The sequence below is a fragment of the Curtobacterium sp. MCLR17_031 genome (assembly GCF_003234775.2).
GTDB classification, from domain to species: domain Bacteria; phylum Actinomycetota; class Actinomycetes; order Actinomycetales; family Microbacteriaceae; genus Curtobacterium; species Curtobacterium flaccumfaciens.
This window is the reverse complement of the sequence record NZ_CP126270.1, coordinates 1220309-1245516: the sequence shown is the minus strand read 5'-3', so window position 1 is coordinate 1245516 and position 25208 is coordinate 1220309. Positions and strand designations below refer to the sequence as shown.

The window sequence follows — 25208 nt, the reverse complement described above, 5'->3', positions numbered from 1 at the left end:
GCGCGTGCGCACTTCGTGTGCGTGCACTTCGTGAGCAGAAATGGTCGGGTGCCCAGCGGCAACCCGACCATTTCTGCTCACGAAGCGCCACGGGGCGAAGCGCCGCCCCGCACCCGCGGCCCGCGCGCGCGCGTCCGCGCCGCGTCAGACCGTCAGGTCGCCGGAGAACACGAGCTCGGCGGGACCGGACAGCGAGACGTGCTCGCCGTCCTCGGTCGCCGTCATCCGCACCGTCAGCAGCCCGCCCGGCACCCGCACGCGCCAGGTGTCCGGCGCCCCCGCACCGACCCAGTAGCGCGTCGCGAGGGCAGCGGCGACGGCCCCGGTGCCGCACGAGAGCGTCTCGCCGCTCCCCCGCTCGTGCACCCGCATCGTGATCTCGCCGACGCCGTCCTTGATGAGGGGGTCGCCGGGCAGCACGAACTCGACGTTCGCACCGTGCTCCGGCGCCGGATCGAGCACCGGCAGGAAGGTCAGGTCGAGGTCGGCCAGTTCGTCCTCGGTCTCGACGGCGACGACCACGTGCGGGTTGCCCACGTCGATGCCGATGCCGGGCCGCGCCCCGTCGAGGTTCTTGGCCCGGACGAGCACGTCGTCGGAGCCACCGCCCTCGATGCCCAGGCCCCAGCGACCGAGATCGGCTGCGAACCCGTTCGTGGTGCGCTGGATGTCGACCAGCCCCTTGCGACTGCCGACGGTGAGGGTCTCGCCGGGAGCGAGCTCGACCAGGCCGGACTCGGTCAGGTACCGGGCGAACACGCGGATGCCGTTGCCGCACATCTCCGCGACCGTGCCGTCGGCGTTGTGGTAGTCCATGAACCACGTCGCCTCGGGCTCGACGGCCACGAGCGCACGACCCTCGGGGATCGCCTCGGACCGCACCGCGCGGATCACGCCGTCGCCGCCCACGCCGAAGCGTCGGTCCGCGATGGCGCGGATCCGCTCGGGGGTCAGATCGACGGTGGCGTCGGGGTCGGCGAACAGGACGAAGTCGTTGCCGGTCCCCTGGCCCTTGGTGAAGTGCAGCTCGGTCACGGCACGATCCTACGGGCCAGTTCCGACAGGTCGCCGCGGTCCGCGCCCGTGACGTCGAGCGTCTCGGCATCGGCGTACCGGCGGAACCACGACACCTGCCGCCGGGCGTACTTCCGGGTCGCGATGCCGGTCGCCTCGACCGCCTGATCGCGGGTCGCCGTGCCGGCGAGCACCTCGAGCGCCTGCGAGTACCCGATGGCGCCCCGCGCGGTCTTGCCCTGCTCGAGTCCCTGCTCGCGGAGCGCCGCGACCTCGTCGACGAGTCCGGCCTCGAACATCCGCGCGGCCCGCTCGTGCAGCGCCGACACGAGCTGCTCGCGGTCACGCCGCAGGTGCAGGATCCGGGACGGTCGCCAGGCGCGGGGCGCTGCCGGGAGGCTCGGGGTCACGACCTCGGATCGGCTCGCGATCTCGAGTGCACGGATCAACCGCCGTGGGTTGCGTGCGTCGATCGTCGCGGCGGCCGTCGGGTCGAGCGCGCGGAGTCGCTCCAGCAGGATGCCCGGGCCGAGCTCCTCGTGCTCGCGCTCGAGCTGCGCACGGAGCGCGGGGTCGGTGCCCGGGAACGCCAGGTCGAACAGCACCGCCGAGACGTACAGGCCGCTGCCGCCGACGAGGACGGCGACGCCACCGTCGGCCTGGATCCGCTCGACGTCGGCTCGGGCGGCGACCTGGTAGGCGGCGACGCTCGCCTCGTCGGTGACCTCGAGCACGTCGAGCTGGTGGTGCGGGATGCCGTGCCGTTCCGCCGGCGGGAGCTTCGCAGTGCCGATGTCCATGCCCCGGTACAGCTGCATGGCATCCGCGTTGATGATCTCCGCGCGACGGCCGGCAGCGCGCAGCCGTTCCGCGATCGCGATGCCGAGGTCGGACTTCCCGGTGCCCGTCGCCCCGACGACTGCGATCAGGTCCGCGGCGTCACCGGGTGCGGGCGACGCGGCGCTCGTCGGCACAGCCCCGGGGAGCTCAGCGCCCGACACGGAGCGTCGGCAGCCCGAGCGAGACCGGACGGGGCCCGTCGCCCGTGGCGGCAGCGGGCGTGGGCACGCCGCAGCTCTCGGCCTGCGCGCGGTCCCAGGCGTCGCCGGCCCGGGTGCGTCGGATGCGCAGCGGCGCGTCGTCGTCGGCGAGCAGGAAGTGCGGTGCGGCACGGGTGATGTCGACGGTGACCACGTCGCCCGGGCGCGGGACCTCGGACCCGGCGGGCACGGTGAAGTGCACGAGCCGGGAGTCCTCCGCGCGACCGGAGAGCCGGCGGGTGGCGTCGTCCTTACGCCCTTCGCCCGAGGCGACGAGCACCTCCACGCTCCGGCCCACCTGCAGCGCGTTCTCTTCCGCGGTGATGCGTTCCTGCAGGGCGACGAGTCGCTCGTAGCGCTCCTGCACGATGTGCTTCGGCAGCTGGTCGTCCATCGTCGCCGCCGGCGTACCCGGGCGGATCGAGTACTGGAACGTGAACGCGGAGCCGAACCGTGCCTGCTCGACGACGCGCAGGGTGTCCTCGAAGTCGGCGTCGGTCTCACCGGGGAACCCGACGATGATGTCGGTGGAGATCGCCGCGTGCGGGATCTTCGCGCGGACGCGGTCGAGGATGCCGAGGAACCGCTCGCTGCGGTAGCTCCGACGCATGGCCTTGAGCACCCGGTCGGAACCCGACTGCAGCGGCATGTGCAGCTGGGGCATCACGTTCGGGGTCTCGGCCATCGCGTCGATGACGTCGTCGGTGAACGCCGCCGGGTGCGGGCTGGTGAAGCGGACGCGCTCGAGCCCCTCGATGGCCCCGGTGGCCCGCAGCAGCTTGCCGAACGCCTGTCGGTCGCCGAACTCGACCCCGTAGGAGTTCACGTTCTGCCCGAGCAGCGTGACCTCGATCGCGCCGTCGTCGACGAGCGCCTGGATCTCGGCCAGGACGTCACCGGGACGGCGGTCCTTCTCCTTGCCACGGAGCGAGGGGACGATGCAGAACGTGCAGGTGTTGTTGCAGCCGACGGAGATGGAGACCCACCCGCTGTGCGTCGAGTCGCGCTTGGTGGGCAGCGTCGACGGGAAGACGTCGAGCGCCTCGAGGATCTCGATCTGCGCCTCGTCGTTGTGCCGCGCCCGCTCGAGCAGCGTCGGCAGTGACCCCATGTTGTGCGTGCCGAAGACGACGTCGACCCACGGCGCCTTCTCGAGGATGACGTTCTTGTCCTTCTGCGCCAGGCACCCGCCGACGGCGATCTGCATGCCGGGGTGCTCGCGCTTGATGCCCGCGAGCTGCCCGAGGTTGCCGTAGAGCCGGTTGTCCGCGTTCTCGCGCACCGCACAGGTGTTGATGACGACGACGTCGGCCTGCGCACCGTCCGCCGCGGTGTAGCCCGCGGCCTGCAGTGACCCGCTCAACCGCTCGGAGTCGTGAACGTTCATCTGGCACCCGTAGGTGCGGACTTCGTAGGTGCGGGGGCGCGCTTCGACGGTGGCCATGGTCGTCCCAGTGTAGGTCGGAGCGGCTACTCGAACCGGACGGTCCCGCGGCCGGAAGGCGGCCGCTTCCCGCCGCCGTCGAGGGCACGTGCCACAGCGATCCGGACGACACCGGAGCTGTAGCCCTTGCGCATCAGGAAGCCGGACAGCCGGCGCTCCGCGGTCGCCCGGTCGAGCCCGCGCATCTGCGGTGCCCGCTTGTCGGCGAGTTCCTGCGCGCGGAGGAACTCGTCGTCCTCGTCGTCGGCGGCCTCGTCGAGTGCGGTGTCGATCGCCACCTGGCCGATGCCCCGGCGACGGAGCTCGGTCACGACACCCTGTCGACCGAGGCCCTTGCGGGCGTGCAGTCGATCCACCAGGTCGGTGGCGAGGGCGACGTCGTCGAGGAGCCCGACACGGGTCAACCGCTCGATCTCGTGCTCGACCACGTCGGGGTCGAGGTCCTGCTGCAGCAGCAGGGTCCGCATCTCGGACTCGCTCACGCCCTTGCGCCCGAGGGCACGCAGGCTGAGCCGTTCGGCGTCCGCGCGCTGTTCGTCGAGCGGACGGGGTGCGTCGGCCGGGTCGATCTCCTCGCCGCCGGCGATGGAGAACACCGACGCCGTGGTGGCGTCAGCCGTCTCGGAGTCGTAGCCGTCCTGCTCCGCACGGTTCGAGCGCCCGCTGCCGTCTCCGATGACGGGCGACACCCATGCTGCCGGCCCGCGGGCACCGTGCAGGGGCACCGGCGAATCGGCGTCGAACGACGCGGGGAACTCGTCCGCACGACCTTCGTCCGGCTCGGGCAGCGCCCAACCGTCGGTGTCGCGCGGTTCGTCCGGTGACACCGGCGGAGCGGGGATCGCCGGCGTCACCGGGGCACGGCGACGCGACCTCGCACCGAACAGGTCGGTGACCGGTGCGAGGCCGTCGTCGTCGTGGTCGGTGCTCACGCGCCCTTGCGCTCCGCGAGCTTCGGCGCGATCGACTCGACCGGGGCGTCCTCGGCCTTGGCGCCGCCGACGCCGAGCTTGGCGAGGATCTTGCCTTCGATGTCGGCAGCGATCTCGGGGTTCTGGATCAGGAAGGAACGCGAGTTCTCCTTGCCCTGCCCGAGCTGGTCGCCGTCGTAGGTGTACCAGGCGCCCGACTTCTTGACGATGCCGTGGTCGACACCGAAGTCGAGCAGCGAGCCTTCGCGCGAGATGCCGACGCCGTACAGGATGTCGAACTCGGCCTGCTTGAAGGGCGGTGCCATCTTGTTCTTGACGACCTTGACGCGCGTGCGGTTGCCCACCGCGTCGGTGCCGCTCTTGAGCGTCTCGATGCGGCGGATGTCGAGGCGGACGGACGCGTAGAACTTCAGCGCCTTACCGCCCGAGGTGGTCTCCGGCGAACCGAAGAACACGCCGATCTTCTCACGCAGCTGGTTGATGAAGATCATCGTGGTCTGCGTCTGGTTCAACCCACCGGCGAGCTTTCGCAGGGCCTGGGACATGAGGCGGGCCTGGAGACCGACGTGCGAGTCACCCATCTCGCCCTCGATCTCGGCACGGGGCACGAGGGCCGCGACGGAGTCGATGACGATGAGGTCGATGGAGCCGGAGCGGACCAGCATGTCCGCGATCTCGAGCGCCTGCTCGGCGGTGTCGGGCTGCGACACGAGCAGTGCGTCGATGTCGACACCGAGCTTCTTGGCGTACTCGGGGTCGAGCGCGTGCTCGGCGTCGATGAAGGCCGCGATGCCACCGGCGCGCTGGGCGTTGGCGATGGCGTGGATGGTGAGGGTCGTCTTACCCGACGACTCCGGGCCGTAGATCTCGACGATGCGGCCGCGGGGCAGGCCACCGATGCCGAGCGCGACGTCCAGCGCCACCGACCCGGTCTGGATGACGTTGACGGGGGCGCGTTCGTCCGAACCGAGGCGCATGATCGCACCCTTGCCGAACTGCCTGTCGATCTGTGCGAGTGCGGTCTCGAGGGCCTTCTCGCGGTCTGCCGGTGATGGCATGGGGTGCTCCTTCGTGCTCGTGTTCGGCCGCCTGTAGGCTGTCGCGTCCACGCCGGCCGATGGTGCAAGGCCGATGGTTCTGCGACAAGGCTTCGGGCTGTTCCCGATGTCCATCAACCTATGGCGAGCCACCGACATCACTGCCGACGGTCACGCGATCTGTGGATGGAACATCCGGGCGACGCCGCTGTGGAGGAAGCTACCACCGATCGAACACGCGTTCGAGCAACACGCCGAACACAGTTTCGGGTGCGCGGACCCGCGGGACCCGCTCAGTCCTGGGGTTCGGCGAGGCCCTTGCCGTGCCGCCGGTCCATCGGGACGTCCTGCGAGTCACACAGTGCGTCCCACACCCGGCGGGCCTCGATGCCGGCGGCGAGGGCGTCCACGGCGGAGCGACCGCCCAGCCCCTCGAGCACGACGTCACGGGTGACCACGGAACCGTAGGCCTCACCGAACACCTGGTCGACGGCTCGCCAGAACTCACTCACGCGCATCCGACCAGCCTAGGCGCGTGGTCGTGGGCCGGAACGCAGAACGCCCCCGCCGGGAAGGACCGGCGAGGGCGTTCGGTGCGGTGCGCTCAGCGAACCGCGAGGTCGTTGTCGAACTCGGCGACGAGGTCGTCCGGGAGCGTGTCGGGGACGGGGGTCAGCCCCTCGACGATCGCGAGGCGGTCGCCCACTTCGCGCATGATGGTCGAGATGGGCGTGTCCAGAGCATCCGCGACGGACGCGAGGATCTCCGAGCTGGCTTCCTTCTGCCCGCGCTCGACCTCACTGAGGTACCCGAGCGCGACACTGGCCTTGGACGCGACCTGACGGAGGGTCCGGCCCTTCTGCAAGCGGAAGTCCCGGAGCACATCGCCGATTTCCTGACGAACGAGAACCATGAGAACTCCTCCTCTCTGTCGTCTCCGCGCCCGCTCGGTCCGGTGGATCGAGTTCGGGTTCAGCAACAATAGCGTTGCCGGTTGCAGCATGTTAGCCAGGCTGGCTGCCGTACTGCTGGAGATTTCGTGAGATGTAACCCAGTGGAAACGGGACCTATTCCCGGCCCCGGACCTCGGACGACATCCGTGCAAGGAGTTCGGAGACGGTGGCGTGGCGGATTGCTCCCCGGTCACCGTCGAGGTGCAGCTCGAAGGCCTCAGCCCCCGCGGCGGACGCGATCCCCACGTACACGGTGCCGACGGGCTTGCCGTCCTGCGGGTCCGGGCCGGCGACGCCCGTCGTGCTGATCCCCCACGTCGCGGGTTCCCCGTCGACCGACAGCGCGATCCGGACACCGGCGGCCATCTGCCGGGCGACCTCGGGGTGCACGGCGCCCTCGGCCTCGAGCAGCTCCGCCGAGACCCCGAGCACCGAGTGCTTCACGGGCGTCGCGTAGGCCACGACGCCGCCGCGGACGACGGCGCTCGCGCCGGGCACGTCGACGAGGGTCGCGACGACGAGTCCGCCGGTCAGCGACTCCGCCACGGCGAGGGTCTCGCCCCGCGCCGTCAGCTCGGCGATGAGCCCCGGTGCGACCGGGACGGGAGGCGCGGCCTGCGTCGAGCGGTCGGGTCCGGTCATGCGGTGGTGCGGTTGTGCTTCCATGCCTGCCAGAGGTAGTCGATCCCGCTCAGGATCGTTGCCAGGAACGCGGCCGTCATCAGGATGCCGTTGACCCAGTGCGCCCAGTCGCCGACCAGGTTCCACCACGGGAACAGCGCGGCCGTCAAGGCGACGGCCTGCAGCACGGTCTTGATCTTGCCGCCGCGGCTGGCCGGGATCACCCGGTCGGAGAGCACCGCGAACCGGAAGACCGTGATGCCGATCTCGCGCACCATGATCAGCACGGTGACGTACCAGGGCAGCTCCTGCAGGATCGACAGCGCGACGAGCGCACCACCGATGAGCACCTTGTCGGCGATCGGGTCGACGAGCTTGCCGAAGTCCGTGACCAGGTTCTGCCGACGGGCGATGATGCCGTCGGCGCTGTCCGTGACGATGGCCACGACGAAGACGACCGCTGCCCAGATGCGCAGGGGGCCGTCGTTGCCGGCGTCCGCGAGCAGCAGGACGAAGAACAGCGGCGCCATCAGGATGCGCACCACCGTGATGATGTTCGCGACGTTCGCGGTCGACGCCGGGCCGGGGCCCTTGCGCAGCAGCCGCCCGCGCCACGGGAACCGTGCGCCGTGCGTGGTGTTCGTGCTGTCCGAGGCGGTCATCGCCGTCACTCCCTGCCCGTCAGTCCCCACGCGTCCTCATCGGGCTCGTCGTGGACTTCATCGTACCCGCGGGTCATGTCGCCAACGGGGTCTGCTCCGTAGCGGTCACCGTCGCCGGGCGGCGTCGGGGCCGGCGCTGCCGGAGCGGCCGCGGCGGGCGGCTCCTCGCCACGGAGCTTCGCGAGCACCGCGGGCAGCTGGTCGGCGGTCACCAGGACGTCGCGGGCCTTCGAGCCCTCGGACGGCCCGACGATGTCGCGCGACTCCATCAGGTCCATCAGGCGACCGGCCTTGGCGAAGCCGACGCGGAGCTTGCGCTGCAGCATCGACGTCGAACCGAACTGGGTCGACACGACCTGCTCGACGGCCGCGAGCAGCAGTTCGAGGTCGTCGCCGATGTCGGCGTCGATCTCCTTGCGCTCGACCACGGCCTGGACGTCCTGGCGGTACTCGGGCTGCGCCTGCCGCGTGACGTGCTGGACAACCTCGGCGACCTCGCCCTCCTGCACCCAGGCGCCCTGCACGCGGAGCGACTTGGACGAGCCCATCGGCAGGAAGAGCGCGTCGCCCTGACCGATGAGCTTGTCGGCGCCCGGCTGGTCGAGGATGACGCGGGAGTCCGTGACGCTCGTCACTGCAAAGGCGATGCGCGACGGCACGTTCGCCTTGATCAGGCCGGTGATGACGTCGACCGAGGGGCGCTGCGTCGCGAGCACCAGGTGGATGCCGGCGGCGCGGGCGAGCTGGGTGATGCGGACGATCGACTCCTCGACGTCGCGGGGCGCCACGAGCATGAGGTCCGCGAGCTCGTCGACGACGACGAGCAGGTACGGGTACGGCTTGAGCTTCCTCTCGCTGCCCGCCGGCAGGACGATCTCGTTGTTCTCGATCGCCTTGTTGAAGTCGTCGACGTGGCGGAACCCGAACGACGCCAGGTCGTCGTACCGCATGTCCATCTCCTTCACGACCCACTGCAGCGCTTCGGCCGCCTTCTTCGGGTTCGTGATGATGGGGGTGATGAGGTGCGGGACACCGGCGTAGATCGAGAGCTCGACGCGCTTCGGGTCGACCAGGACCATGCGGACCTCAGACGGCTTCGCGCGCATGAGCAGCGACGTGATCATCGAGTTGATGAACACCGACTTGCCGGAACCGGTCGAGCCGGCGACGAGCAGGTGCGGCATCTTCGCCAGGTTGGCGACGACGAAGCCGCCCTCGACGTCCTTGCCGACGCCGATCGTCATCGGGTGCTTCGACTTGCGGGCGGCGTTCGAACGCAGCACGTCGCCGAGCGAGACGATCTCGCGGTCGGTGTTCGGGATCTCGACGCCGATGGCGCTCTTGCCCGGGATCGGCGACAGGATGCGGACCTCGTTGGAGGCCACCGCGTACGACAGGTTCTTCGACAGGGCCGTGACGCGCTCGACCTTGACGCCGGGGCCGAGCTCGATCTCGTACCGGGTCACCGTCGGCCCGCGGGAGAACCCGGTGACCTTCGCGTCGACCTTGAACTCGGTGAGCACCCCGGTGATCGCGGCGACGATGTCGTCGTTCGCCTGGCTCCGCGCGACCGAGGGCGTTCCGGAACTCAGCGTCGTGGCGGCGGGCAGTCGGTAGGGCTTCGACGGATCGTCGTCGGAACCGGCGGCGGCTGCGCTGAGCTCGGCGGCGGCGTCGATGTCCTCTGCCTCGTCGACGATCTCGGGCTCGGCCAGTACCTCGGGCACCGCGGGACGGACGTCGGCGGTCGGCTCCGGCCGCGCGGGGACGTCGGTGCCGAACGCGCGGAGCGCCTGCTCGGCGTCCTGCAGGTCCTGCTCGACGGAGTCGTTGAGGTTGACCGACGCGGGCTCGGCCGGCGTGAGGTCGACGAGCCCGGCGGCGGCGCCGGCGTTCGGACTCGCGGCGGGCGCAGCGGGCGCGACGGGGGCAGCTGGTGCGACGGCAGCGGCAGCCGGGGCAACGCCGGTGGCCGGGGGCAGCACGGGGCTGTCGTACGCCGGGTCCTCTTCGCGCCCGGACTTGTTCCGGCGCCACCACGGCACGTTGTCGCCACCGGCTTCGGCGTCGGCAGCGGCCTGCTCGTCACCGAACCCGAGGTCGTCGAACAGCTGGAAGTCGGTGTCGCCCTTCTTGCCGCGCTTCGACGTGCGGGCGCGGGCGGCGGGCTCCGTCACGGCGGCGGCGTCGGCCTCGGGCTCGGCTGCGGGGGCAGGTGCGCCGAACAGGTAGGCGTAGAGCTCGTGCAGCCGGCGTCCGAGTTTGTTCGGCGGCGTCTTGGTGATGATGAAGAGCGAGAGCACCAGCAGCACGATCGCCACGGGCACGGCCACCCAGGCGGTCGCGATCGTGACGAGCCAGCCGATGACCACCCAGCCGAGCACCCCACCGGCAGCGGCCAGTGCGGGCATGCCGTCGGCCGCGCTCGGACGGCCGCCGAAGACGTGGCAGAGCGAGGCGATCGACACGATCAGGATGCCCAGGCCGATGCCGATCCGGGTGTTGTCGTGCACCGAGGCCGGGTGCCGGAACAACCACCCGGCGAACACGATCATGATGACGGGCAGGGCGAACGCCAGGCGGCCGAACAGCCCGCCGAACGTGTACGCGTCGAGTGCGACGGAGACGCTGTTGGTCGGGTTGAGCCACTCGACGACCCCGCCGGCGATGGCCAGCAGGAACAGCAGGAACGGGAACCCGTCGCGCCGCTGGTCCTTCTCGAGGGTCTCCTTGCCGAGCAGCCGGAACATCGCGCCGACGCCGTGCGCCATCGCGAGCCAGAAGGTCACGAGCGGGTTCTGCTCGCGGAACACCGGTGTGGGTGCAGCCTGCGGCAGCTTCTTCGTCGTGGCCTGGGTGCGCGACGAACCGCGCGTCCCGTTGCCACGGGACGACGTGGACGCGCGCGAGCGCGTGGTCGACTTGGTGCCTCCGGCCATGGGCAGAACCCTAACGCCCGCTCAGGACAAACGCAGGAAGGCCCGCCGCAGCGTCCGTGACGGACGCTGGACGGGCCTCCAGGGCGGGGACGGACGCGAACGCGAACGCGCGCCCACCCGCGAACGGGCCCTACGCCTCGATGACCACCGGGACGATCATCGGACGACGACGGTGCTTCGTGTTCACCCAGCGACCAACCGTGCGCCGGACGACCTGCGCGAAGGCGTGCGAGTCGCGCGTGCCGTTGGCCGCGGCCTCGGAGATCGCCTTGGCGATCTGCGGGCGGACGTCGTCGAACACGGAGTCGTCCTCGGCGAAGCCGCGCGACTGGATCTCCGGGCCGATCACGCACTGCCCGGTGGTGAAGTCCACCGCGCAGAAGACCGAGATGAAGCCCTCTTCGGCCAGGACGCGGCGGTCCTTCAGGTCGGCGTCGGTGATCTCGCCGACGGTGGAGCCGTCGACGTACACGTAGCCGATGTCGAGCTGGCCGGCGACCGTCGCGACGCCGTCCTTCAGGTCGACGACGATGCCGTCCTGCCCGAGGATCACGTTGCGCGGCGGGACACCCGTCTGGATCGCCAGGTCGGCGTTCGCGTACAGGTGGCGGTGCTCGCCGTGGACGGGGAGCACGTTGCGCGGCCGCAGGATGTTGTAGCAGTAGAGCAGCTCGCCGGCGGAGGCGTGTCCGGAGACGTGCACCTTCGCGTTGCCCTTGTGCACGACCTTCGCACCGAGCTTGGTCAGCCCGTCGATGACGCGGTACACGGCGTTCTCGTTGCCCGGGATGAGCGACGACGCGAGGATGACGGTGTCGCCCTCGCCGATCTCGATCTGGTGCTCGAGGTTCGCCATGCGGGCCAGGACGGCCATCGGCTCACCCTGCGACCCGGTCGACATGTAGACGATCTGGTCGTCGGGGACGTTCTTCGCCTTCTTCGTGTCGATGAGCACGTTCTCCGGCACCCGCAGGTACCCGAGGTCGGCGGCGATCGTCATGTTGCGGATCATCGAGCGCCCCATGAACGCGACCTTGCGGTTCGCGGCCGCGGCGGCGTCGAGGACCTGCTGCACGCGGTGCACGTGCGACGAGAAGCTCGCCACGACGACCTTCTTGCGGGCGCGCATGATGATGTTCTCGAGCACCGGGCCGATGTCGCGCTCCGGAGCGGTGAAGCCCGGCACGTCGGCGTTCGTGGAGTCCGGCAGGAACAGGTCCACGCCGGCCTCGCCCAGACGGGCGAACGCACGGAGGTCGGTGATGCGGTCGTCCAGCGGGAGCTGGTCCATCTTGAAGTCACCCGTGTGCAGCACACGACCGGCGGGGGTCGTGATCGCGACGGCGAGGGCGTCCGGAATGGAGTGGTTCACGGCGACGAACTCGAGGTGGAACGGGCCGATCTGCTCGGTCTGGTCCTCGGCCACGACGAGCGTGTACGGCTTGATCCGGTGTTCCTTGAGCTTCGCCTCGACGAGCGCCAGGGTCAGCGTGGAGCCGATCAGCGGGATGTCGTCGCGGAGCTTGAGCAGGTACGGGACGGCGCCGATGTGGTCTTCGTGGCCGTGCGTGAGCACGACACCGAGGACGTCGTCGAGGCGGTCACGGATCGGCGAGAAGTCCGGCAGGATCAGGTCGACACCGGGCTGGTGCTCCTCGGGGAACAGCACGCCGGCGTCGACGATGAGCAGCTTGCCCTCGTACTCGTAGACGGTCATGTTGCGACCGATCTCGCCGAGGCCCCCGATGGGGACGACGCGGAGGGTGCCGGCTTCGAGCGGCTGCGGTTCGGAGATCTGTGTGGGCATTCGGTCCTACGGATTCGGGCGACGCGCGTGCTGCGCGCCGCGGTGTTCGCTAGCGGGTGGTGCCTGGCACCTTCGGTAGTGCACCGCCGGCCGCCGCGTTGCGGTCGGGGCGGAAGTTCGAGAAGTCGGCGCCGGGCACGTCGCGCACGGCTTCGAGTGAGGTCTCGATGGCGTACGCCTCGGAGTCCTCGGGGCCGACGAGCGGCAGTCGGACGCGCGGGCTGCCGATGCGGCCGAGCCCGTGCAGGATGTACTTCGCGGCCACGGTACCGGGAACGTGCGTCATCACGGCGCGGACGAGCGGCTCGAGTCGCTTGTGCTCGGCCGTCGCGGTGGCCAGGTCGCCCCGGTTCACGGCGTCGACGATGGTGCGGTACGGCGCGCTCGTGATGTTCGCGGTCACGCCGATCAGGCCGGTGGCGCCGATCGACAGGTGCGGGAGCACGTTCGTGTCGTCGCCGGAGAAGTACATGAGGTCGGTGTTGTTCAGCACGCGCGAGACCTCGGCGAAGTCGCCCTTGGCGTCCTTCACGGCGAGGATGTTCGGGTGCTTCGACGCACGCAGGATCGTGTCGTACGTGATCGGGATGCCGGTGCGGCCCGGGATGTCGTACAGGATCACCGGCAGGTCGGTGGCGTCCGCGATCATCCGGAAGTGGGTGAGGACACCCGACTGCGTCGGCTTGTTGTAGTACGGCGTGACGATCATCACGCCGTCCGCGCCGGCCTTCTCGCTCTGCTTGTACAGGTGGATCGCGTGCGCGGTCTCGTTCGAGCCACCGCCCGTGATGATCTTCGCGCGGCCGGCGGCCACGGACTTGCCGACCTCGACCAGCCGGAGCTTCTCCGGGTCGGTCAGCGTCGACGTCTCGCCGGTCGTGCCGGTGACGACGATGCCGTCGGCGCCGGCGGTGATGCAGTCGTCGATGTGCTGCTCGACGCCGGGCCAGTCGACCTCTCCGTCGGCCGTGAACGGGGTCACGAGAGCGACGAGGACCTGACCGAAGGGATTCTCACGCGGGGACACGGGCACCAGCGTACCGGGGATGCGCGCGGAGGCCGCCGTCCGTGTGGACGGTCGCCTGCCTGTGGCGCGGCCGGGAGGCCCGGATCACGTCCGTCCCGCCGGTCACGCCCGGCGGGGCGGGCGCTCAGGCGCGGCGCTGCCACTCCAGGAACCGGTAGCGGGTGCCGCCGTTGCGGGACTCCTGCCACGGGCCCTCGTCGGTGAGCGTCCAACCGGCAGTCTCGTCGAGCGTCGGTGCGACGGTGTCGCCGGGGACGTCGACGTCGATCACGGTCTCGGAGACGTGGTCGGCCGCGTCGACTGCGGCGGCGTACACCTGACCGCCGCCGATCACCCACACGGTCTCGTCGGCGCTGTCGGCACGCTCGAGTTCGGCCTGCAGGTCGTGCACGACCTCGGCGCCGTCGGCCGTCCACGTCGTGTCCCGGGTGAGCACGGCGTTGCGCCGACCGGGCAGCGGCCGGAAGCGCTCGGGCAGGGACTCCCAGGTGCGCCGGCCCATCAGCACGGTCGCGTCGCCGGTGACCTGCTTGAAGTGCGCCAGGTCCTCGGGCACGTGCCAGGGCATGCCGCCGTCGGCACCGATGACGCCGGTGGTCGAGCGGGCCCAGACCATGCCGATCATCAGACGGCGACCGCGGCCTTGATCGCCGGGTGGTGCTCGTAACCGACGACGGTGAAGTCCTCGTACTCGTAGTCGTCGATCGAGTCGCGCGGAGCGAGTTCGAGCGTCGGCATCGGGTACGCCGTGCGGGACAGCTGCTCCTCGACCTGTTCGACGTGGTTGTCGTAGATGTGGCAGTCGCCGCCGGTCCAGACGAAGTCGCCGACCTCGAGCCCGGTCTGCGCCGCGATCATGTGGGTCAGCAGCGCGTACGAGGCGATGTTGAACGGGACGCCGAGGAACATGTCGGCGCTCCGCTGGTAGAGCTGGCACGAGAGCTTGCCGTCGTTGACGAAGAACTGGAAGAAGGCGTGGCACGGGGCGAGCGCCATGTCCGGCACGTCGGCCACGTTCCATGCCGAGACGATGAGACGGCGGCTGTCCGGGTTCGTCTTGATCTGGTCGATGACCTGGGCGATCTGGTCGACGTGCTCACCCGAGGGGGTGGGCCACGAGCGCCACTGCACGCCGTACACCGGGCCGAGGTCGCCGTCGGCGTCCGCCCACTCGTTCCAGATCCGGACACCGTGCTCCTGCAGCCAGGTGGCGTTGCCCTCGCCACGGAGGAACCAGAGGAGCTCGTACGCGACCGACTTGAAGTGCACGCGCTTGGTGCTGACGAGGGGGAAGCCCTTCGACAGGTCGTAGCGGAGCTGTGCGCCGAACAGGCTCCGGGTGCCGGTGCCGGTGCGGTCACCCTTCGGCGAGCCCTCGGTCAGGACCCGGCGGAGCAGGTCTTCGTAGGGCGTCGGGACGGAGGCGTCGGGCTGTACGGTCTCGCTGTCGGTCACACACAGAAGCCTACGTCGGTGTGAGTAGCGTTGCGGGCATGCCCGACACGACGGAACAACCGCTCTCGATCCTGGTGGCCGGCTCGTCCGGGTTCATCGGGACGCCCCTCGTCCGTGCCCTGCGCGAGGCGGGGCACCACGTCACCACGCTCGTCCGCCGCGAAGCGCGCACCGCGACCGAGTTCCGCTGGGCACCGGGGCGGCGTCCGCTCGACCCGGCGATCCTCGACGGAGCCGACGTGGTGATCAACCTGGCCGGCGCGAACATCGGCAAGCTGCCGTGGACGGACGCCTACCGCAAGGAGATCCGCAGCTCGCGCATCGACGCCACCGACACCCTGGTCGAGGCGATGCGGCACGCCGCCACTCCCCCGGCGCTGTTCCTGTCGGGCTCGGCCTCGGGCGTGTACGGCGACCGCCCGGCCGACGTGCTGCAGGACGACGCCGCCCCGGGCACGGGCTTCCTCGCCGACGTCTGCACCGCGTGGGAAGCCGCCGCGAACGCCGCTCCCGCCGGGGTCCGGGTCGTCACGCTCCGGACCGGCATCGTCATCGGCAAGGGCGGCGGTGCACTCGCGCCGCTCGTCCCGCTCACGAAGCTCGGCGTCGGCAGCCGGCTCGGCACCGGCGGCCAGCACTGGCCGTGGATCGCGCTCGAGGACGAGGTCGGCGCCATCGTGCACCTGGCGACCGCGGCACCGGACGTGTCCGGTCCGGTGAACCTGGCGGGCCCCGAGCCCGTCGTCGCCGACCGCATCACGAAGCACGTCGCCGAGGTCCTGCACCGCCCGTACCTCTTCCGGATCCCCGAGTTCGCCCTGCGCCTGGCGCTGCGGGACGCCGCCGACGACATGCTCCTGTCGAGCCAGCGGATGGTCCCCACGAAGCTGCTCGAGTCCGGCTACACGTTCCGGTACACGCAGGCGGCGGACGCGATCGACGCCGTCTTCTGATCCGCGGATCAGCCCGCGGTCAGCGGTCGGTGGCGCGCGCCAGGGCGGTGCGCATCGCCGACCGTGCGCGCTTGCGGTCACCGGCGGCGTCGTAGACCACACCGAGCCGGTACCAGGCACGCCAGTCGGCCGGGTCCTGCTCGACCGCGTCGCGGTACCGCGGGAACAGCTCGTCGGCGGCGTCGCGGATCGGCCGGCCCGACGGCCGCACCGGGACGACGTCGTCCGGGGTGCCGCCCTCGGCCTCGAGCCGCGCGCCGAGCCGGGTGATGCGGATGCCGAAGCGGAACTCCAGCACGAGCAGGAGCGCCCCGATCGCGGCGACGACGAACAGCGCGACGCCGATGCCGATGCCGATCGGGATCCCGGTCGCGATGAAGGCGACGGCGCGCTGCCCGACGAGCACGATGTACAGGGCGAGCAGCACCGCCATCAGCGCTGCACCCCAGAACGGCGAGCGGATCGTGCGTCCGGCCCGCTCCATCCGACCCACGGCGGTCAGCCGATGCCGAGGACGCTGCCGAGGCCCACGGTGAGGCCGCGCGCCGACACCACGTTCGCCAGCGCCGCACGGATGCCCGCCACGTAGGCGACGTCGTCGTTGGTGTCGTGCCGGATCGTCAGCGTCTCGCCGGGTCCGCTCAGCACGACGTCCTGCACGGCCTTCACCCCGGGAAGCCGGAGCGAGTGGACGGGCACGCTGGCGACCTGCTGGCCGCGGGCGCGCTGGTCCACGTGCGGGGCGTCCACGGGACCGACCTCGCGCCGGGCGTCGGCCATCAGCTCGGCGGTGCGCACCGCGGTGCCCGAGGGCGAGTCGATCTTGCCGGCGTGGTGGGTCTCGACGATCTCGGCGGCCGGGAACCACGGTGCCGCGATCGTCGCCAGGTGCGTGCCGAGCACAGAGCCGATCGAGAAGTTCGGGACCACGAGCACCCCCTGGTCCGGGCGTTCCCGCAGCCCGGTGCGGAGCTTCGCGAGCCGGTCGAGCGACCAGCCGGAGGTGCCGACGAGCACGTTCGCGCCGCTCGACAGCGCGTTCTCCACGATCGCCGGACTGAGCGACGGCACCGTCACGTCGACCACCAGGGCCGCGCCGCCGAAGACCGACGGCGGCGCCTCGTGCGCGCCGTCCTTCGACGACAGGCGGGCGACGAGTTCGAAGTCCAGGAGTTCCTCGACGACGGACGCCACGAGGCCCCCGAGACGACCGGTGGCGCCGACGACGGCGACGGGAGTGACCATGCGGTCCATCCTAGGATCGACGCATGTCAGTCGAGGTCAGGACCGTGCCGGCCGATCTGCCCGAGGTCGACGTGCTGCTCGACGCGTACCTGGACGAGCGCGAGGCGACGTTCCCGAGCGCGCAGGGCACGTACTCGCGGAAGCGCACCCCTGCGGCCGAGTTCACGCCGCCGAGCGGGGTGTTCGCGGTGGCGTACGACGACGGCGTCGCGGTCGGCTGCGGCGGCATCCGTCGGATCGCGGACGGGGTCGACGCGACCGGCGCCGTCGACGTCCGGTTCGAGGTCAAGCACGTCTTCGTGGCGCCGGCCGGGCGCGGCACGGGCGTCGCGACGGCCGTGATGGACCTGCTCGAGCGGGCCGGGGCGGACCTCGGCGCGACGAGCATCGTCCTCGACACGAACGACTCGCTCGTGGCGGCCGGCGCGATGTACCGCGGCCGCGGGTACCAGCGGGTCGAGCCGTTCAACGACAACCCGAACGCGACCGCCTGGTACCGCAAGCCGATCGTCTGAGCCGCCGCGGGCCTCCCGGCCGCGCCACCGCCGACCGGACGGGCAGCCGCTAGACGGGCTGGTCGACGGGCAAACCCGTGCGCAGCTCCACCGGCAGGTGGGCCAGGTCGTTCAGCGTGACGACCTCGGCGGGCTTCGCCGAACGGATCCGGATGATCGTGAGCGCGGTGTGGGCGACGTTCGTGCCCATCCAGCGCCACTCGGGGGCCTGGAACGCCTCGCGCACGAACCAGCCGATCACGGCGTTGTGGGTGATCAGCAGGTCGTGCCGGTCCTCGCGCGCCGGGGTGAACCACTCCGACACCGCGTCGCCCATCTGGGCCTGCCCGGCGACGATCTCCTCTTCGGTGATGCCGCCGTACCAGCCCTGGTAGGCGTGCGGCATGTCCGGGGTCGGGCCCGAGGGGATGCAGTCGAACAGCAGGGTCGAGGGCTCGGGCTGGATCGACGGCAGGCGCTGCGACAGGAACGCGGCGGTCTCGCTCGGGGCCTCGAGCGGCGAGTGGTAGACGCCGTCGAAGGGCACACCGCCGAGACGGTCCGCGATCAGGGTCGCCTGGCGCTTGCCGCGTTCGGAGAGCTTGCCGTCCCGCAGGCCGTGTTCGGCGTCCTGGTGTTCGCCGTGCCGGACGAGGTACAGGTAGTGCGACATGTCCGTGCTCAGCTGCCGATCCCGATGGCCGCGGCGAGTTCGTCCTGCTGCACGGCACCGACGACCGAGGTGATCGTCGGCCGGGTCAGCAGGTCGCGCGCGAGTTCGAGCACGCCGTCGGTCGTGACGCCGTCGACACGCTCGAGCGCCGTGGACAGGTCGGTGTACTCGCCGGTGCCGAGCTCGGAGCGGCCGAGCCGGGTCATGCGGGCGTCGGAGTCCTCGAGCGAGAGCGTCAGCGCGCCCTCGATCTGGCCCTTGGCACGTCGGAGCTCGTCGTCGGTGATGCCGTGGTCGACCATCCGGCGGAACTCGGCGTCGACGATGTCGACGACACCGGCGACGTTGTCCGGCGCGCAGCCGGCGTAGACACCGAAGGCACCGTTGTCCAGGTAGGCCGGGGCGAACGACGAGACCGCGTAGGCCAGACCGCGGCGCTCACGGACCTCCTGGAACAGGCGTGAGCTCATGCCCCCACCGAGCACGGCGTTCAGGACGCTGAGCGAGGGACGGCGGTCGTCACGCAGGTCGAGGCCCTGCGACCCGCGGAGCATGCTGACCTGCTCGGTCGGGCGGTGCACCACGGTCAGCTTCGCCTCGACCGGGTCGGCCACGGTCTCGGGCGTGCGGCGCGGCAGCGGGTCGGCGTCGGGGGCGTCGTGGAAGACGCCGGCGACGAGCTCGCAGAACCGGTCGTGGTCGACGGCGCCGGCGGCAGTGACGACGATGCCGTTCGGCGCGTAGTGCTCGCGGTAGTGGGCCAGTACCTCGTCCCGCTGGACCGCACGGATGCTGTCCGGGGTGCCGCCGATCGGACGGCCGAGGGGATGTCCGCCGAAGGCCGCGGCGAAGAACGCTTCGCCCGCGACGTCGGCCGGGTCGTCGGCGGCCATCGCGAGCTCTTCGAGGATGACCCCGCGCTCGACGGCGAAGGCGTCCGGTTCGAGCACGGAACCGGTGACCATGTCACCGATGACGTTCACGGCCATCGGGACGTCGGTGTCCCGGACCCGTGCGTAGTAGCAGGTGTACTCCTTGGCGGTCGCAGCGTTGTGCTCACCGCCGACCGAGTCGAACGCGATGGCGATGTCGAGCGCCGATCGGGTCTCGGTGCCCTTGAAGAGCAGGTGTTCGAGGAAGTGCGTCGACCCGAACTGCCCGTCGCGCTCGTCCCGCGAACCGACGCCGACCCAGAACCCGATGCTCGTCGACGCGGCACCCGGCACCGCCTCGGTCAGCACACGGACGCCCGAGGGCAGCACGGTGCGACGGACGAAGGCTCCGCCGGACGTCAGGAACGACGTGTCCGGGGCCCCGAGCGGCAGTGGCACTGGCTGGTTCATCGCAGACGAGCCTACTGATCCGGCGATGCCTCCCGCCCAGTTTCCCGGTCTCGGTCGCGTGCCACTCGAAGTGGGGTACAGAAAATGTGGACAGACCGACTCGTCTGTCTGTCCTCCTTGTGCTACTGTTGGCCACGCCGGATCGAAAGCCCCCCTAAGTTCCGATCCGGCGGCTCGGGGCATCAGTCCTGCGCGACCACCGAGTCCCCCCACTCCGGTCGCGGAGCCGATGAGTCCGAGGAGTACACGCTGTGACGGTCGATTCCCCCCAACCGGCCGTCCAGCGTCTCCCCGGCCCGAGCACGAACCTCGCGTCGCCGGACGGGTCGAGCGTCCCCCCGACTCCCCGCTCCGGCGGCGCGAAGGTCCGTGTCCTCGAGACCGCCACGCGGCTCTTCTACGAAGAGGGCATCCACAGCGTCGGCGTCGACCGTCTCATCTCCGAGGCGAGCGTCACGAAGGCGACGTTCTACAAGCACTACGGGTCGAAGGACAACCTGATCCTGGCCTACATCCGCACCCAGCACGAGCGCGTGCAGGAGCGGATGGAGCAGCTCATCGCCGACGCCGGCTCCCCCGAGCGGGCCGTCCGTGCGTGGGTCGCCGCGCTGGCCGACGACGTCAACGACCCGGCGTTCCGCGGCTGCGCGTTCCTGCACGCCGCCGCCGAGTACCACGACCCGCGCGACCCGGTCCGCCAGGTCGTCGCCGTGCACCGCGACTGGTACACCGAGCGACTCGCGACCCTGCTGCAGGAGGCCGGACACCCCCTGCCCGGCGACGGCGCCGACGAGCTCATGCTCGCGCGCGACGGTGCGATGGCCGGCGCGTACGCCGGTGACGCGATCGCCGCCACCGCTGCGCTCAACCGCGTGGTGGACCGGGTGCTCGCGGGCTGACGCCCGGCTCGCCGCCAGCGCTGTCGCTTTCGCGAAAGCGACAGATCACCGCCAAATGTTCGCGGCATCCTGTCGCCTTCGCGGCACCGACGCACCCGCGCGACGCACATCCGTCGCTTTCGCGGGGCGGTCGAGGCGACCGCGGCCGGACGGGAGGCCCGTGGCGGGCCCGCGCTGCGCCTCCAGGCCGTCCTGTGCGAACTCCCACAGCCCCGCGCGCGCACCGAGCGCAGCCCGAGCCGGCGGGTGTTGGCTTGAGGCATGGCCAACGACCCCAACTGGAACCTGCCCGACGTCCCGTCCTTCACCCTGACGAGCCCCGACTTCACCGACGGAGGCGAGCTGCCCACCTCGGCACGCGGCTCCGACGTCGGCGGTGAGGACCGCTCCCCCGTACTCGAGTGGTCGGACGCACCCGAGGGCACGAAGAGCTTCGTCCTGACCGTCTACGACCCCGATGCCCCGACCGGCTCCGGCTTCTGGCACTGGAGCCTGACGGACATCCCGGGCTCGGCGACCTCGCTCCCCGCGGGCGCCGGCACCGATGACGCCCTGCTGCCCGCGGAGGCACTCCGCCGCCGCAACGAGTTCGGCACGGACACGTTCCTCGGGGCTGCTCCGCCCGCGGGCCACGGTGTGCACCGCTACTTCTTCACGCTGAGCGCCCTCGACGTCCCCGTGCTCGAGGTCCCCGCCGACGCGACCCCCGCGGTCGTGGGCTTCATGCTCCGTGGACACCTGCTCGGGCGCGCACAGCTCATGGGCACGCAGGAGACCCCCGCAGCCTGACGGACACGCGTGGCACCTGCCCCGCAACGGCGAACGGCCGCCGCCCCGGAAGGGACGGCGGCCGTTCGTGCGTCAGGACGCGGGGAGGATCAGCCCTCGGCCGGGTCCTCGGCGTGGGCGCGGACCGTCTCGGCCGAGGTGGAGTCACCCTCGGTCTCGTCGGCCACGACCGGCGCGAGCGACAGCTTGCCGCGGTCGTCCACCTTGGTGACCTCGACGAGGACCTTCTGGCCGACGCCGAGCACGTCTTCGACGTTCTCCACACGCTTGCCACCGGCGAGCTTGCGGACCTCGGAGACGTGGAGCAGACCGTCACGGCCCGGGAGCAGCGACACGAAGGCGCCGAAGGTGGCGATCTTCACGACGGTGCCGAGGAACTGGTCCCCGATCTCCGGGTTGGTCGGGTTCGCGATCGCGTTGACCTGGGCACGAGCGGCCTCGGCCGACGGACCGTCGACGGCGCCGATGTAGACGGTGCCGTTGTCCTCGATCGAGATGTCGGCACCGGTGGTGTCTTGGATGCCGTTGATCGTCTTGCCCTTCGGGCCGATCAGCTCGCCGATCTTGTCGACGGGGATCTGCACCGAGATGACGCGAGGAGCGGTGTCCGCCATCTCGTCGGGGGCGTCGATGGCCTCGTTCAGCACACCGAGGATGGCCGAGCGGGCCTCCTTGGCCTGCTTGAGCGCCGCGTCGAGCACCGTCGACGGGATGCCGTCGAGCTTGGTGTCGAGCTGGATCGCGGTGACGAACTCCGAGGTACCGGCGACCTTGAAGTCCATGTCGCCGAGGGCGTCTTCCGCACCGAGGATGTCGGTCAGGGCCGCGTAGCGGGTCTGGCCGTCGACGGTGTCGGAGACCAGGCCCATCGCGATGCCGGCGACCGGGGCCTTGAGGGGCACACCGGCGTTGAGCAGCGACAGGGTCGAGGCGCAGACGGAACCCATCGAGGTCGAGCCGTTGGAGCTGAGCGCCTCGGAGACCTGACGGATGGCGTACGGGAACTCGTCACGCGACGGCAGCACCGGCACGAGGGCGCGCTCGGCGAGGAAGCCGTGCCCGATCTCGCGACGCTTCGGCGAACCCACGCGGCCGGTCTCACCGGTCGAGTAGGGCGGGAAGTTGTAGTGGTGCAGGTAGCGCTTCTTCGTGACGGGCGACAGCGAGTCGATCTGCTGCTCCATCTTGAGCATGTTCAGCGTGGTGACGCCGAGGATCTGCGTCTCGCCGCGCTGGAAGATCGCCGAACCGTGGACGCGCGGGATCACGGCGACCTCGGCGTCGAGCGGACGGATGTCGGCGAGGCCGCGGCCGTCCATGCGGATCTGCTCGGTCAGGATGCGGCCGCGGACGACCTTCTTCGTGACCGACTTGTACGCGGCACCGACCTGCGAGTTGGCGACCTCGGGCAGCGAGCCCGCGGTGACCTGCTCGGCGATGGCGGCCTTGACGCGCGACTTGAGCGCGTCGTCGGCGTCCTGACGCTCGGTCTTGGCGGCGATCTTGTAGACGTCACCGAGCTCGGAGAGCGCGAGGGCCTCGACGGCCGAGTAGACCTCGGGCGCGTACGGCGGGAAGACCGGGAAGTCCTGGATCTCCTTGGCCGACTGCGCGGCGAGCTTGGCCTGCGCGTCGACGAGGGACTTGAGGAACGGCTTCGCCGCCTCGAGACCCTGGGCGACGATGGCCTCGTCGGGCTTCGTGGCGCCGCCCTGGATGAGGTCCCAGGCGTGCTCGGTGGCTTCCGCCTCGACCATCATGATCGCGACGTCCTCGTTGCCGGCCTCGTCCGTGACGACACGACCGGCGACGGTCAGGTCGAACACGGCGTCGGCGAGCTGCGAGGCCTTCGGGAACGCGACCCACTGGTCGCCGATGAGCGCGAGGCGCACACCGGCGATCGGGCCGGAGAACGGCAGACCGGAGATCTGCGTCGACGCGGACGCGGCGTTGATCGCCAGCGCGTCGTAGAACTCGTCCGGAGCGATGCTCAGGACGGTGATGACGATCTGCACCTCGTTGCGGAGGCCGTCGACGAACGACGGACGCAGCGGCCGGTCGATCAGACGGCAGACGAGGATGGCCTCGGTCGACGGACGGCCTTCACGACGGAAGAACGAACCGGGGATCTTGCCGGCGGCGTAGGAACGCTCCTCGACGTCGACGGTCAGCGGGAAGAAGTCGAAGCCCTCACGCGGGTGCTTGCCGGCGCTGGTGGCCGAGAGGAGCATCGTTTCCTCGTCCAGGTACGCGGCGACCGCGCCCTGGGCCTGCTGTGCGAGCCGACCGGTCTCGAACCGGACGGTGCGCTTGCCGTACTTGCCGTTGTCGATGACGGCTTCGGCGAACTTGATCTCGGGACCCTCCAAAAGGGCGCCTCCTTGATGTGTTTCCGGCAGGCCGTGGCGACGGCACTCGATGGTGCGTGCGCGCCGATCGTTCCGGACGCATGTCTGGCCAGCAGTAGAAGCACTCGGGAAACCGTTCCGGCCCGCGAGCCACCACCGATGACCAGCTCCGTGCCCGGCCTGCGCAGTGTTGTGTGTGACGTCCGGGGAATGAGTCCTCGGACACGGTGGACTTTACCAGTCCTCAGGCTGTCGGCGGCGCGGCTCGCTGGACTCCTGGTGAACATCGGTAGCCTGCCGACATGCGCCTCACCCCCTCGCGGGGCGTGCTCGTCGCGGCCGCCGTGGTCGTCGGCGCGCTCGTCGCCCCGGCCCTGACCGCTGCCCCCGCGAACGCCACCGAGTACCCCACCTGGCAGGACGTCCAGCGCGCCAAGGGCAACGAGACCGCCAAGCGCGCCGAGGTGCAGAAGGTGCAGGCGGCACTGCAGTCGGCGCAGGACGAAGCCGCCGCGAAGTCGCAGGCCGCCCTGGTGGCCTCGTCGAAGGCGGACGCGGCCGAGTCGGAGTTGGCGTCGGCCACCCAGGCCGCCACGAGCCTCCAGGCCCAGGCGCAGCACGCGAGCGAGACGGCGGACCGGGCCCAGCAGCGGGCCGGTCAGCTGGCCGCGAACCTGTACCGCGACGGCAGCACGAACCAGATGACCACCCGCATCGCGACCGCGAAGAACCCGGACCAGCTGCTCTACCAGCTCGGCGCGCTCGACCAGCTGTCGGAGACCTGGTCCGGTGTCATGGACGACGCGTCCGTCGCGGCCGGCACGGCGTCGTCGCTGCACGAGCAGGCCGAGCGGGCCGAGACGGAGCGCGCGACGCGCGCCCAGGCGGCCGAGGAACGCTCGGCCGCGGCGAAGTCGGCGGAACAGGCGGCGGACGCCGCCGTCGAGTCGACGGAGCAGCACAGCGACGAGCTGTACGCGCAGCTCGCGTCGCTCAAGGACAGCACCGCGAAGCAGGAGGCCGGGTACGAACTCGGCCAGCGGGTCGCCGCGCAGAAGGCGGAGCAGCAGCGCAAGCGGGCCGCAGCGGCTGCGGCCGAGGCGGCGGCGAACGCAGCCGCGGCGAACGCCGGCAGCAGCGCTTCCAGCGGCGGCGCGACGAGCGGCGGCACCGGCTCGTCCTACCCGAGCACCGGGGGCGTCGCCGTGGACCCCGCGGCTGCGCAGGCCTACGCACGGAGCGCGCTCGGGTCGTACGGGTGGGGCCCCGACCAGTTCTCGTGTCTGGTGTCGCTCTGGACGCAGGAGTCCGGGTGGCGGGCGAACGCCCTGAACGCCTCGAGCGGTGCCTACGGCATCCCGCAGTCGCTGCCGGCCGAGAAGATGGCGGTCGCCGGAGCAGACTGGCGCACCAACGCGAACACGCAGATCGACTGGGGGCTCGCGTACATCAAGAGCGCCTACGGATCACCCTGCGGGGCGTGGGGCCACGAGATGAGCGTCAACCCGCACTGGTACTGAGCGCTGGGCCGGC

24 protein-coding genes are annotated in these 25208 nt (G+C 70.9%); 5 read left to right on the top strand and 19 right to left on the bottom strand.

Going from position 1 to position 25208, the window contains the following annotated elements:
• Window positions 1-144: 144 nt before the first annotated feature.
• From dapF to DEI96_RS05925, 14 genes are all read right to left on the bottom strand, one after another.
• On the bottom strand, window positions 145-1035 hold the full coding sequence (gene dapF, locus DEI96_RS05990; RefSeq protein ID WP_027464770.1) for a diaminopimelate epimerase: 891 nt from the start codon (window positions 1033-1035) through the stop codon (window positions 145-147).
• Window positions 1032-2015, bottom strand: coding sequence for a tRNA (adenosine(37)-N6)-dimethylallyltransferase MiaA (miaA, locus tag DEI96_RS05985; protein ID WP_502866292.1), 984 nt, complete (start codon window positions 2013-2015; stop codon window positions 1032-1034). The genes dapF and miaA overlap by 4 nt, the downstream gene beginning before the upstream one ends.
• Window positions 2002-3498, bottom strand: coding sequence for a tRNA (N6-isopentenyl adenosine(37)-C2)-methylthiotransferase MiaB (miaB, locus tag DEI96_RS05980; RefSeq protein ID WP_111023211.1), 1497 nt, complete (start codon window positions 3496-3498; stop codon window positions 2002-2004). The genes miaA and miaB overlap by 14 nt, the downstream gene beginning before the upstream one ends.
• A 26-nt stretch (window positions 3499-3524) precedes the next feature.
• Entirely contained in the window at window positions 3525-4430 is a 906-nt protein-coding gene (locus DEI96_RS05975) for a regulatory protein RecX (protein WP_111023210.1), read from the bottom strand.
• Window positions 4427-5488, bottom strand: a complete 1062-nt coding sequence (recA, locus tag DEI96_RS05970; RefSeq protein WP_027464767.1) for a recombinase RecA — start codon at window positions 5486-5488, stop codon at window positions 4427-4429. Before recA ends, DEI96_RS05975 begins: the two co-directional genes overlap by 4 nt.
• A 272-nt stretch (window positions 5489-5760) precedes the next feature.
• Window positions 5761-5985: a DUF3046 domain-containing protein gene (locus DEI96_RS05965; RefSeq protein WP_071405602.1), complete on the bottom strand. Its 225-nt coding sequence runs from the start codon at window positions 5983-5985 to the stop codon at window positions 5761-5763.
• Window positions 5986-6071: 86 nt separating this feature from the next.
• Window positions 6072-6380 (bottom strand): helix-turn-helix domain-containing protein, encoded by a 309-nt coding sequence (locus tag DEI96_RS05960; RefSeq protein ID WP_027464765.1) that lies wholly within the window; start codon window positions 6378-6380, stop codon window positions 6072-6074.
• A gap of 154 nt (window positions 6381-6534) precedes the next feature.
• Window positions 6535-7062: a CinA family protein gene (locus DEI96_RS05955; protein ID WP_110864739.1), complete on the bottom strand. Its 528-nt coding sequence runs from the start codon at window positions 7060-7062 to the stop codon at window positions 6535-6537.
• A complete protein-coding gene (pgsA, locus tag DEI96_RS05950; protein ID WP_181440526.1) occupies window positions 7059-7703 on the bottom strand; it encodes a CDP-diacylglycerol--glycerol-3-phosphate 3-phosphatidyltransferase in 645 nt (214 codons plus the stop codon). The genes DEI96_RS05955 and pgsA overlap by 4 nt, the downstream gene beginning before the upstream one ends.
• Window positions 7704-7708: 5 nt before the next feature.
• Window positions 7709-10642, bottom strand: a complete 2934-nt coding sequence (locus tag DEI96_RS05945; protein ID WP_111023208.1) for an FtsK/SpoIIIE family DNA translocase — start codon at window positions 10640-10642, stop codon at window positions 7709-7711.
• Window positions 10643-10772: 130 nt separating this feature from the next.
• Complete coding sequence (locus DEI96_RS05940) at window positions 10773-12449, bottom strand: ribonuclease J (RefSeq protein WP_111023207.1); 1677 nt, start codon at window positions 12447-12449, stop codon at window positions 10773-10775.
• 49 nt (window positions 12450-12498) lie between these two features.
• Window positions 12499-13476, bottom strand: coding sequence for a 4-hydroxy-tetrahydrodipicolinate synthase (dapA, locus tag DEI96_RS05935; RefSeq protein ID WP_017885921.1), 978 nt, complete (start codon window positions 13474-13476; stop codon window positions 12499-12501).
• Between the two features lie 124 nt (window positions 13477-13600).
• Window positions 13601-14101: a dihydrofolate reductase gene (locus DEI96_RS05930; RefSeq protein ID WP_111023206.1), complete on the bottom strand. Its 501-nt coding sequence runs from the start codon at window positions 14099-14101 to the stop codon at window positions 13601-13603.
• A complete protein-coding gene (locus DEI96_RS05925; RefSeq protein WP_111023205.1) occupies window positions 14101-14931 on the bottom strand; it encodes a thymidylate synthase in 831 nt (276 codons plus the stop codon). The genes DEI96_RS05930 and DEI96_RS05925 overlap by 1 nt, the downstream gene beginning before the upstream one ends.
• Before the next feature lie 38 nt (window positions 14932-14969).
• On the opposite strand from DEI96_RS05925, the gene DEI96_RS05920 reads away from it, so the two are divergent.
• Window positions 14970-15884 carry a TIGR01777 family oxidoreductase gene (locus DEI96_RS05920; RefSeq protein ID WP_110864735.1) on the top strand — a complete coding sequence of 305 codons (915 nt, stop codon included), beginning with the start codon at window positions 14970-14972 and terminating at the stop codon, window positions 15882-15884.
• A gap of 19 nt (window positions 15885-15903) precedes the next feature.
• On the opposite strand, the gene DEI96_RS05915 is transcribed toward DEI96_RS05920, so the two are convergent.
• The gene (locus DEI96_RS05915) at window positions 15904-16368 is read right to left on the bottom strand and encodes a tetratricopeptide repeat protein (protein ID WP_111023204.1); all 465 of its coding nucleotides are present in this window, start codon (window positions 16366-16368) and stop codon (window positions 15904-15906) included.
• 14 nt (window positions 16369-16382) lie between these two features.
• Window positions 16383-17129: a 4-hydroxy-tetrahydrodipicolinate reductase gene (locus DEI96_RS05910; RefSeq protein WP_244993428.1), complete on the bottom strand. Its 747-nt coding sequence runs from the start codon at window positions 17127-17129 to the stop codon at window positions 16383-16385.
• 23 nt (window positions 17130-17152) lie between these two features.
• On the opposite strand from DEI96_RS05910, the gene DEI96_RS05905 reads away from it, so the two are divergent.
• Window positions 17153-17644 carry a GNAT family N-acetyltransferase gene (locus DEI96_RS05905; protein ID WP_111023202.1) on the top strand — a complete coding sequence of 164 codons (492 nt, stop codon included), beginning with the start codon at window positions 17153-17155 and terminating at the stop codon, window positions 17642-17644.
• Window positions 17645-17693: 49 nt separating this feature from the next.
• Here DEI96_RS05905 and DEI96_RS05900 read toward each other — a convergent pair whose 3' ends face one another.
• Both DEI96_RS05900 and DEI96_RS05895 read right to left on the bottom strand, forming a co-directional pair.
• A complete protein-coding gene (locus tag DEI96_RS05900; RefSeq protein WP_027464756.1) occupies window positions 17694-18296 on the bottom strand; it encodes a histidine phosphatase family protein in 603 nt (200 codons plus the stop codon).
• Window positions 18297-18304: 8 nt separating this feature from the next.
• Complete coding sequence (locus DEI96_RS05895; protein WP_111023201.1) at window positions 18305-19639, bottom strand: M16 family metallopeptidase; 1335 nt, start codon at window positions 19637-19639, stop codon at window positions 18305-18307.
• 251 nt (window positions 19640-19890) lie between these two features.
• Between DEI96_RS05895 and DEI96_RS05890 the strand changes: the two genes are divergently transcribed.
• Both DEI96_RS05890 and DEI96_RS05885 read left to right on the top strand, forming a co-directional pair.
• A complete protein-coding gene (locus tag DEI96_RS05890) occupies window positions 19891-20538 on the top strand; it encodes a TetR/AcrR family transcriptional regulator (RefSeq protein ID WP_110891918.1) in 648 nt (215 codons plus the stop codon).
• A gap of 261 nt (window positions 20539-20799) precedes the next feature.
• A complete protein-coding gene (locus DEI96_RS05885; protein WP_111023200.1) occupies window positions 20800-21327 on the top strand; it encodes a YbhB/YbcL family Raf kinase inhibitor-like protein in 528 nt (175 codons plus the stop codon).
• An 89-nt stretch (window positions 21328-21416) separates the two neighbouring features.
• On the opposite strand, the gene DEI96_RS05880 is transcribed toward DEI96_RS05885, so the two are convergent.
• A complete protein-coding gene (locus DEI96_RS05880) occupies window positions 21417-23696 on the bottom strand; it encodes a polyribonucleotide nucleotidyltransferase (protein ID WP_110864729.1) in 2280 nt (759 codons plus the stop codon).
• A gap of 281 nt (window positions 23697-23977) precedes the next feature.
• On the opposite strand from DEI96_RS05880, the gene DEI96_RS05875 reads away from it, so the two are divergent.
• Window positions 23978-25195: a coiled-coil domain-containing protein gene (locus DEI96_RS05875; RefSeq protein WP_111023199.1), complete on the top strand. Its 1218-nt coding sequence runs from the start codon at window positions 23978-23980 to the stop codon at window positions 25193-25195.
• Window positions 25196-25208: the final 13 nt, after the last annotated feature.

Coding starts and splice junctions, on each gene's coding strand:
- DEI96_RS05905 (WP_111023202.1), top strand. CDS start 17,153: ATGTCAGTCGAGGTCAGGACCGTGCCGGCCGATCTGCCCGAGGTCGAC.
- pgsA (WP_181440526.1), bottom strand. CDS start 7,703: ATGACCGCCTCGGACAGCACGAACACCACGCACGGCGCACGGTTCCCG.
- DEI96_RS05965 (WP_071405602.1), bottom strand. CDS start 5,985: ATGCGCGTGAGTGAGTTCTGGCGAGCCGTCGACCAGGTGTTCGGTGAG.
- DEI96_RS05930 (WP_111023206.1), bottom strand. CDS start 14,101: ATGATCGGCATGGTCTGGGCCCGCTCGACCACCGGCGTCATCGGTGCC.
- DEI96_RS05885 (WP_111023200.1), top strand. CDS start 20,800: ATGGCCAACGACCCCAACTGGAACCTGCCCGACGTCCCGTCCTTCACC.
- DEI96_RS05945 (WP_111023208.1), bottom strand. CDS start 10,642: ATGGCCGGAGGCACCAAGTCGACCACGCGCTCGCGCGCGTCCACGTCG.
- DEI96_RS05910 (WP_244993428.1), bottom strand. CDS start 17,129: ATGGTCACTCCCGTCGCCGTCGTCGGCGCCACCGGTCGTCTCGGGGGC.
- DEI96_RS05960 (WP_027464765.1), bottom strand. CDS start 6,380: ATGGTTCTCGTTCGTCAGGAAATCGGCGATGTGCTCCGGGACTTCCGC.
- recA (WP_027464767.1), bottom strand. CDS start 5,488: ATGCCATCACCGGCAGACCGCGAGAAGGCCCTCGAGACCGCACTCGCA.
- miaB (WP_111023211.1), bottom strand. CDS start 3,498: ATGGCCACCGTCGAAGCGCGCCCCCGCACCTACGAAGTCCGCACCTAC.
- DEI96_RS05955 (WP_110864739.1), bottom strand. CDS start 7,062: ATGACCGGACCCGACCGCTCGACGCAGGCCGCGCCTCCCGTCCCGGTC.
- DEI96_RS05920 (WP_110864735.1), top strand. CDS start 14,970: ATGCCCGACACGACGGAACAACCGCTCTCGATCCTGGTGGCCGGCTCG.
- DEI96_RS05940 (WP_111023207.1), bottom strand. CDS start 12,449: ATGCCCACACAGATCTCCGAACCGCAGCCGCTCGAAGCCGGCACCCTC.
- DEI96_RS05915 (WP_111023204.1), bottom strand. CDS start 16,368: ATGGAGCGGGCCGGACGCACGATCCGCTCGCCGTTCTGGGGTGCAGCG.
- DEI96_RS05875 (WP_111023199.1), top strand. CDS start 23,978: ATGCGCCTCACCCCCTCGCGGGGCGTGCTCGTCGCGGCCGCCGTGGTC.
- DEI96_RS05895 (WP_111023201.1), bottom strand. CDS start 19,639: ATGAACCAGCCAGTGCCACTGCCGCTCGGGGCCCCGGACACGTCGTTC.
- DEI96_RS05900 (WP_027464756.1), bottom strand. CDS start 18,296: ATGTCGCACTACCTGTACCTCGTCCGGCACGGCGAACACCAGGACGCC.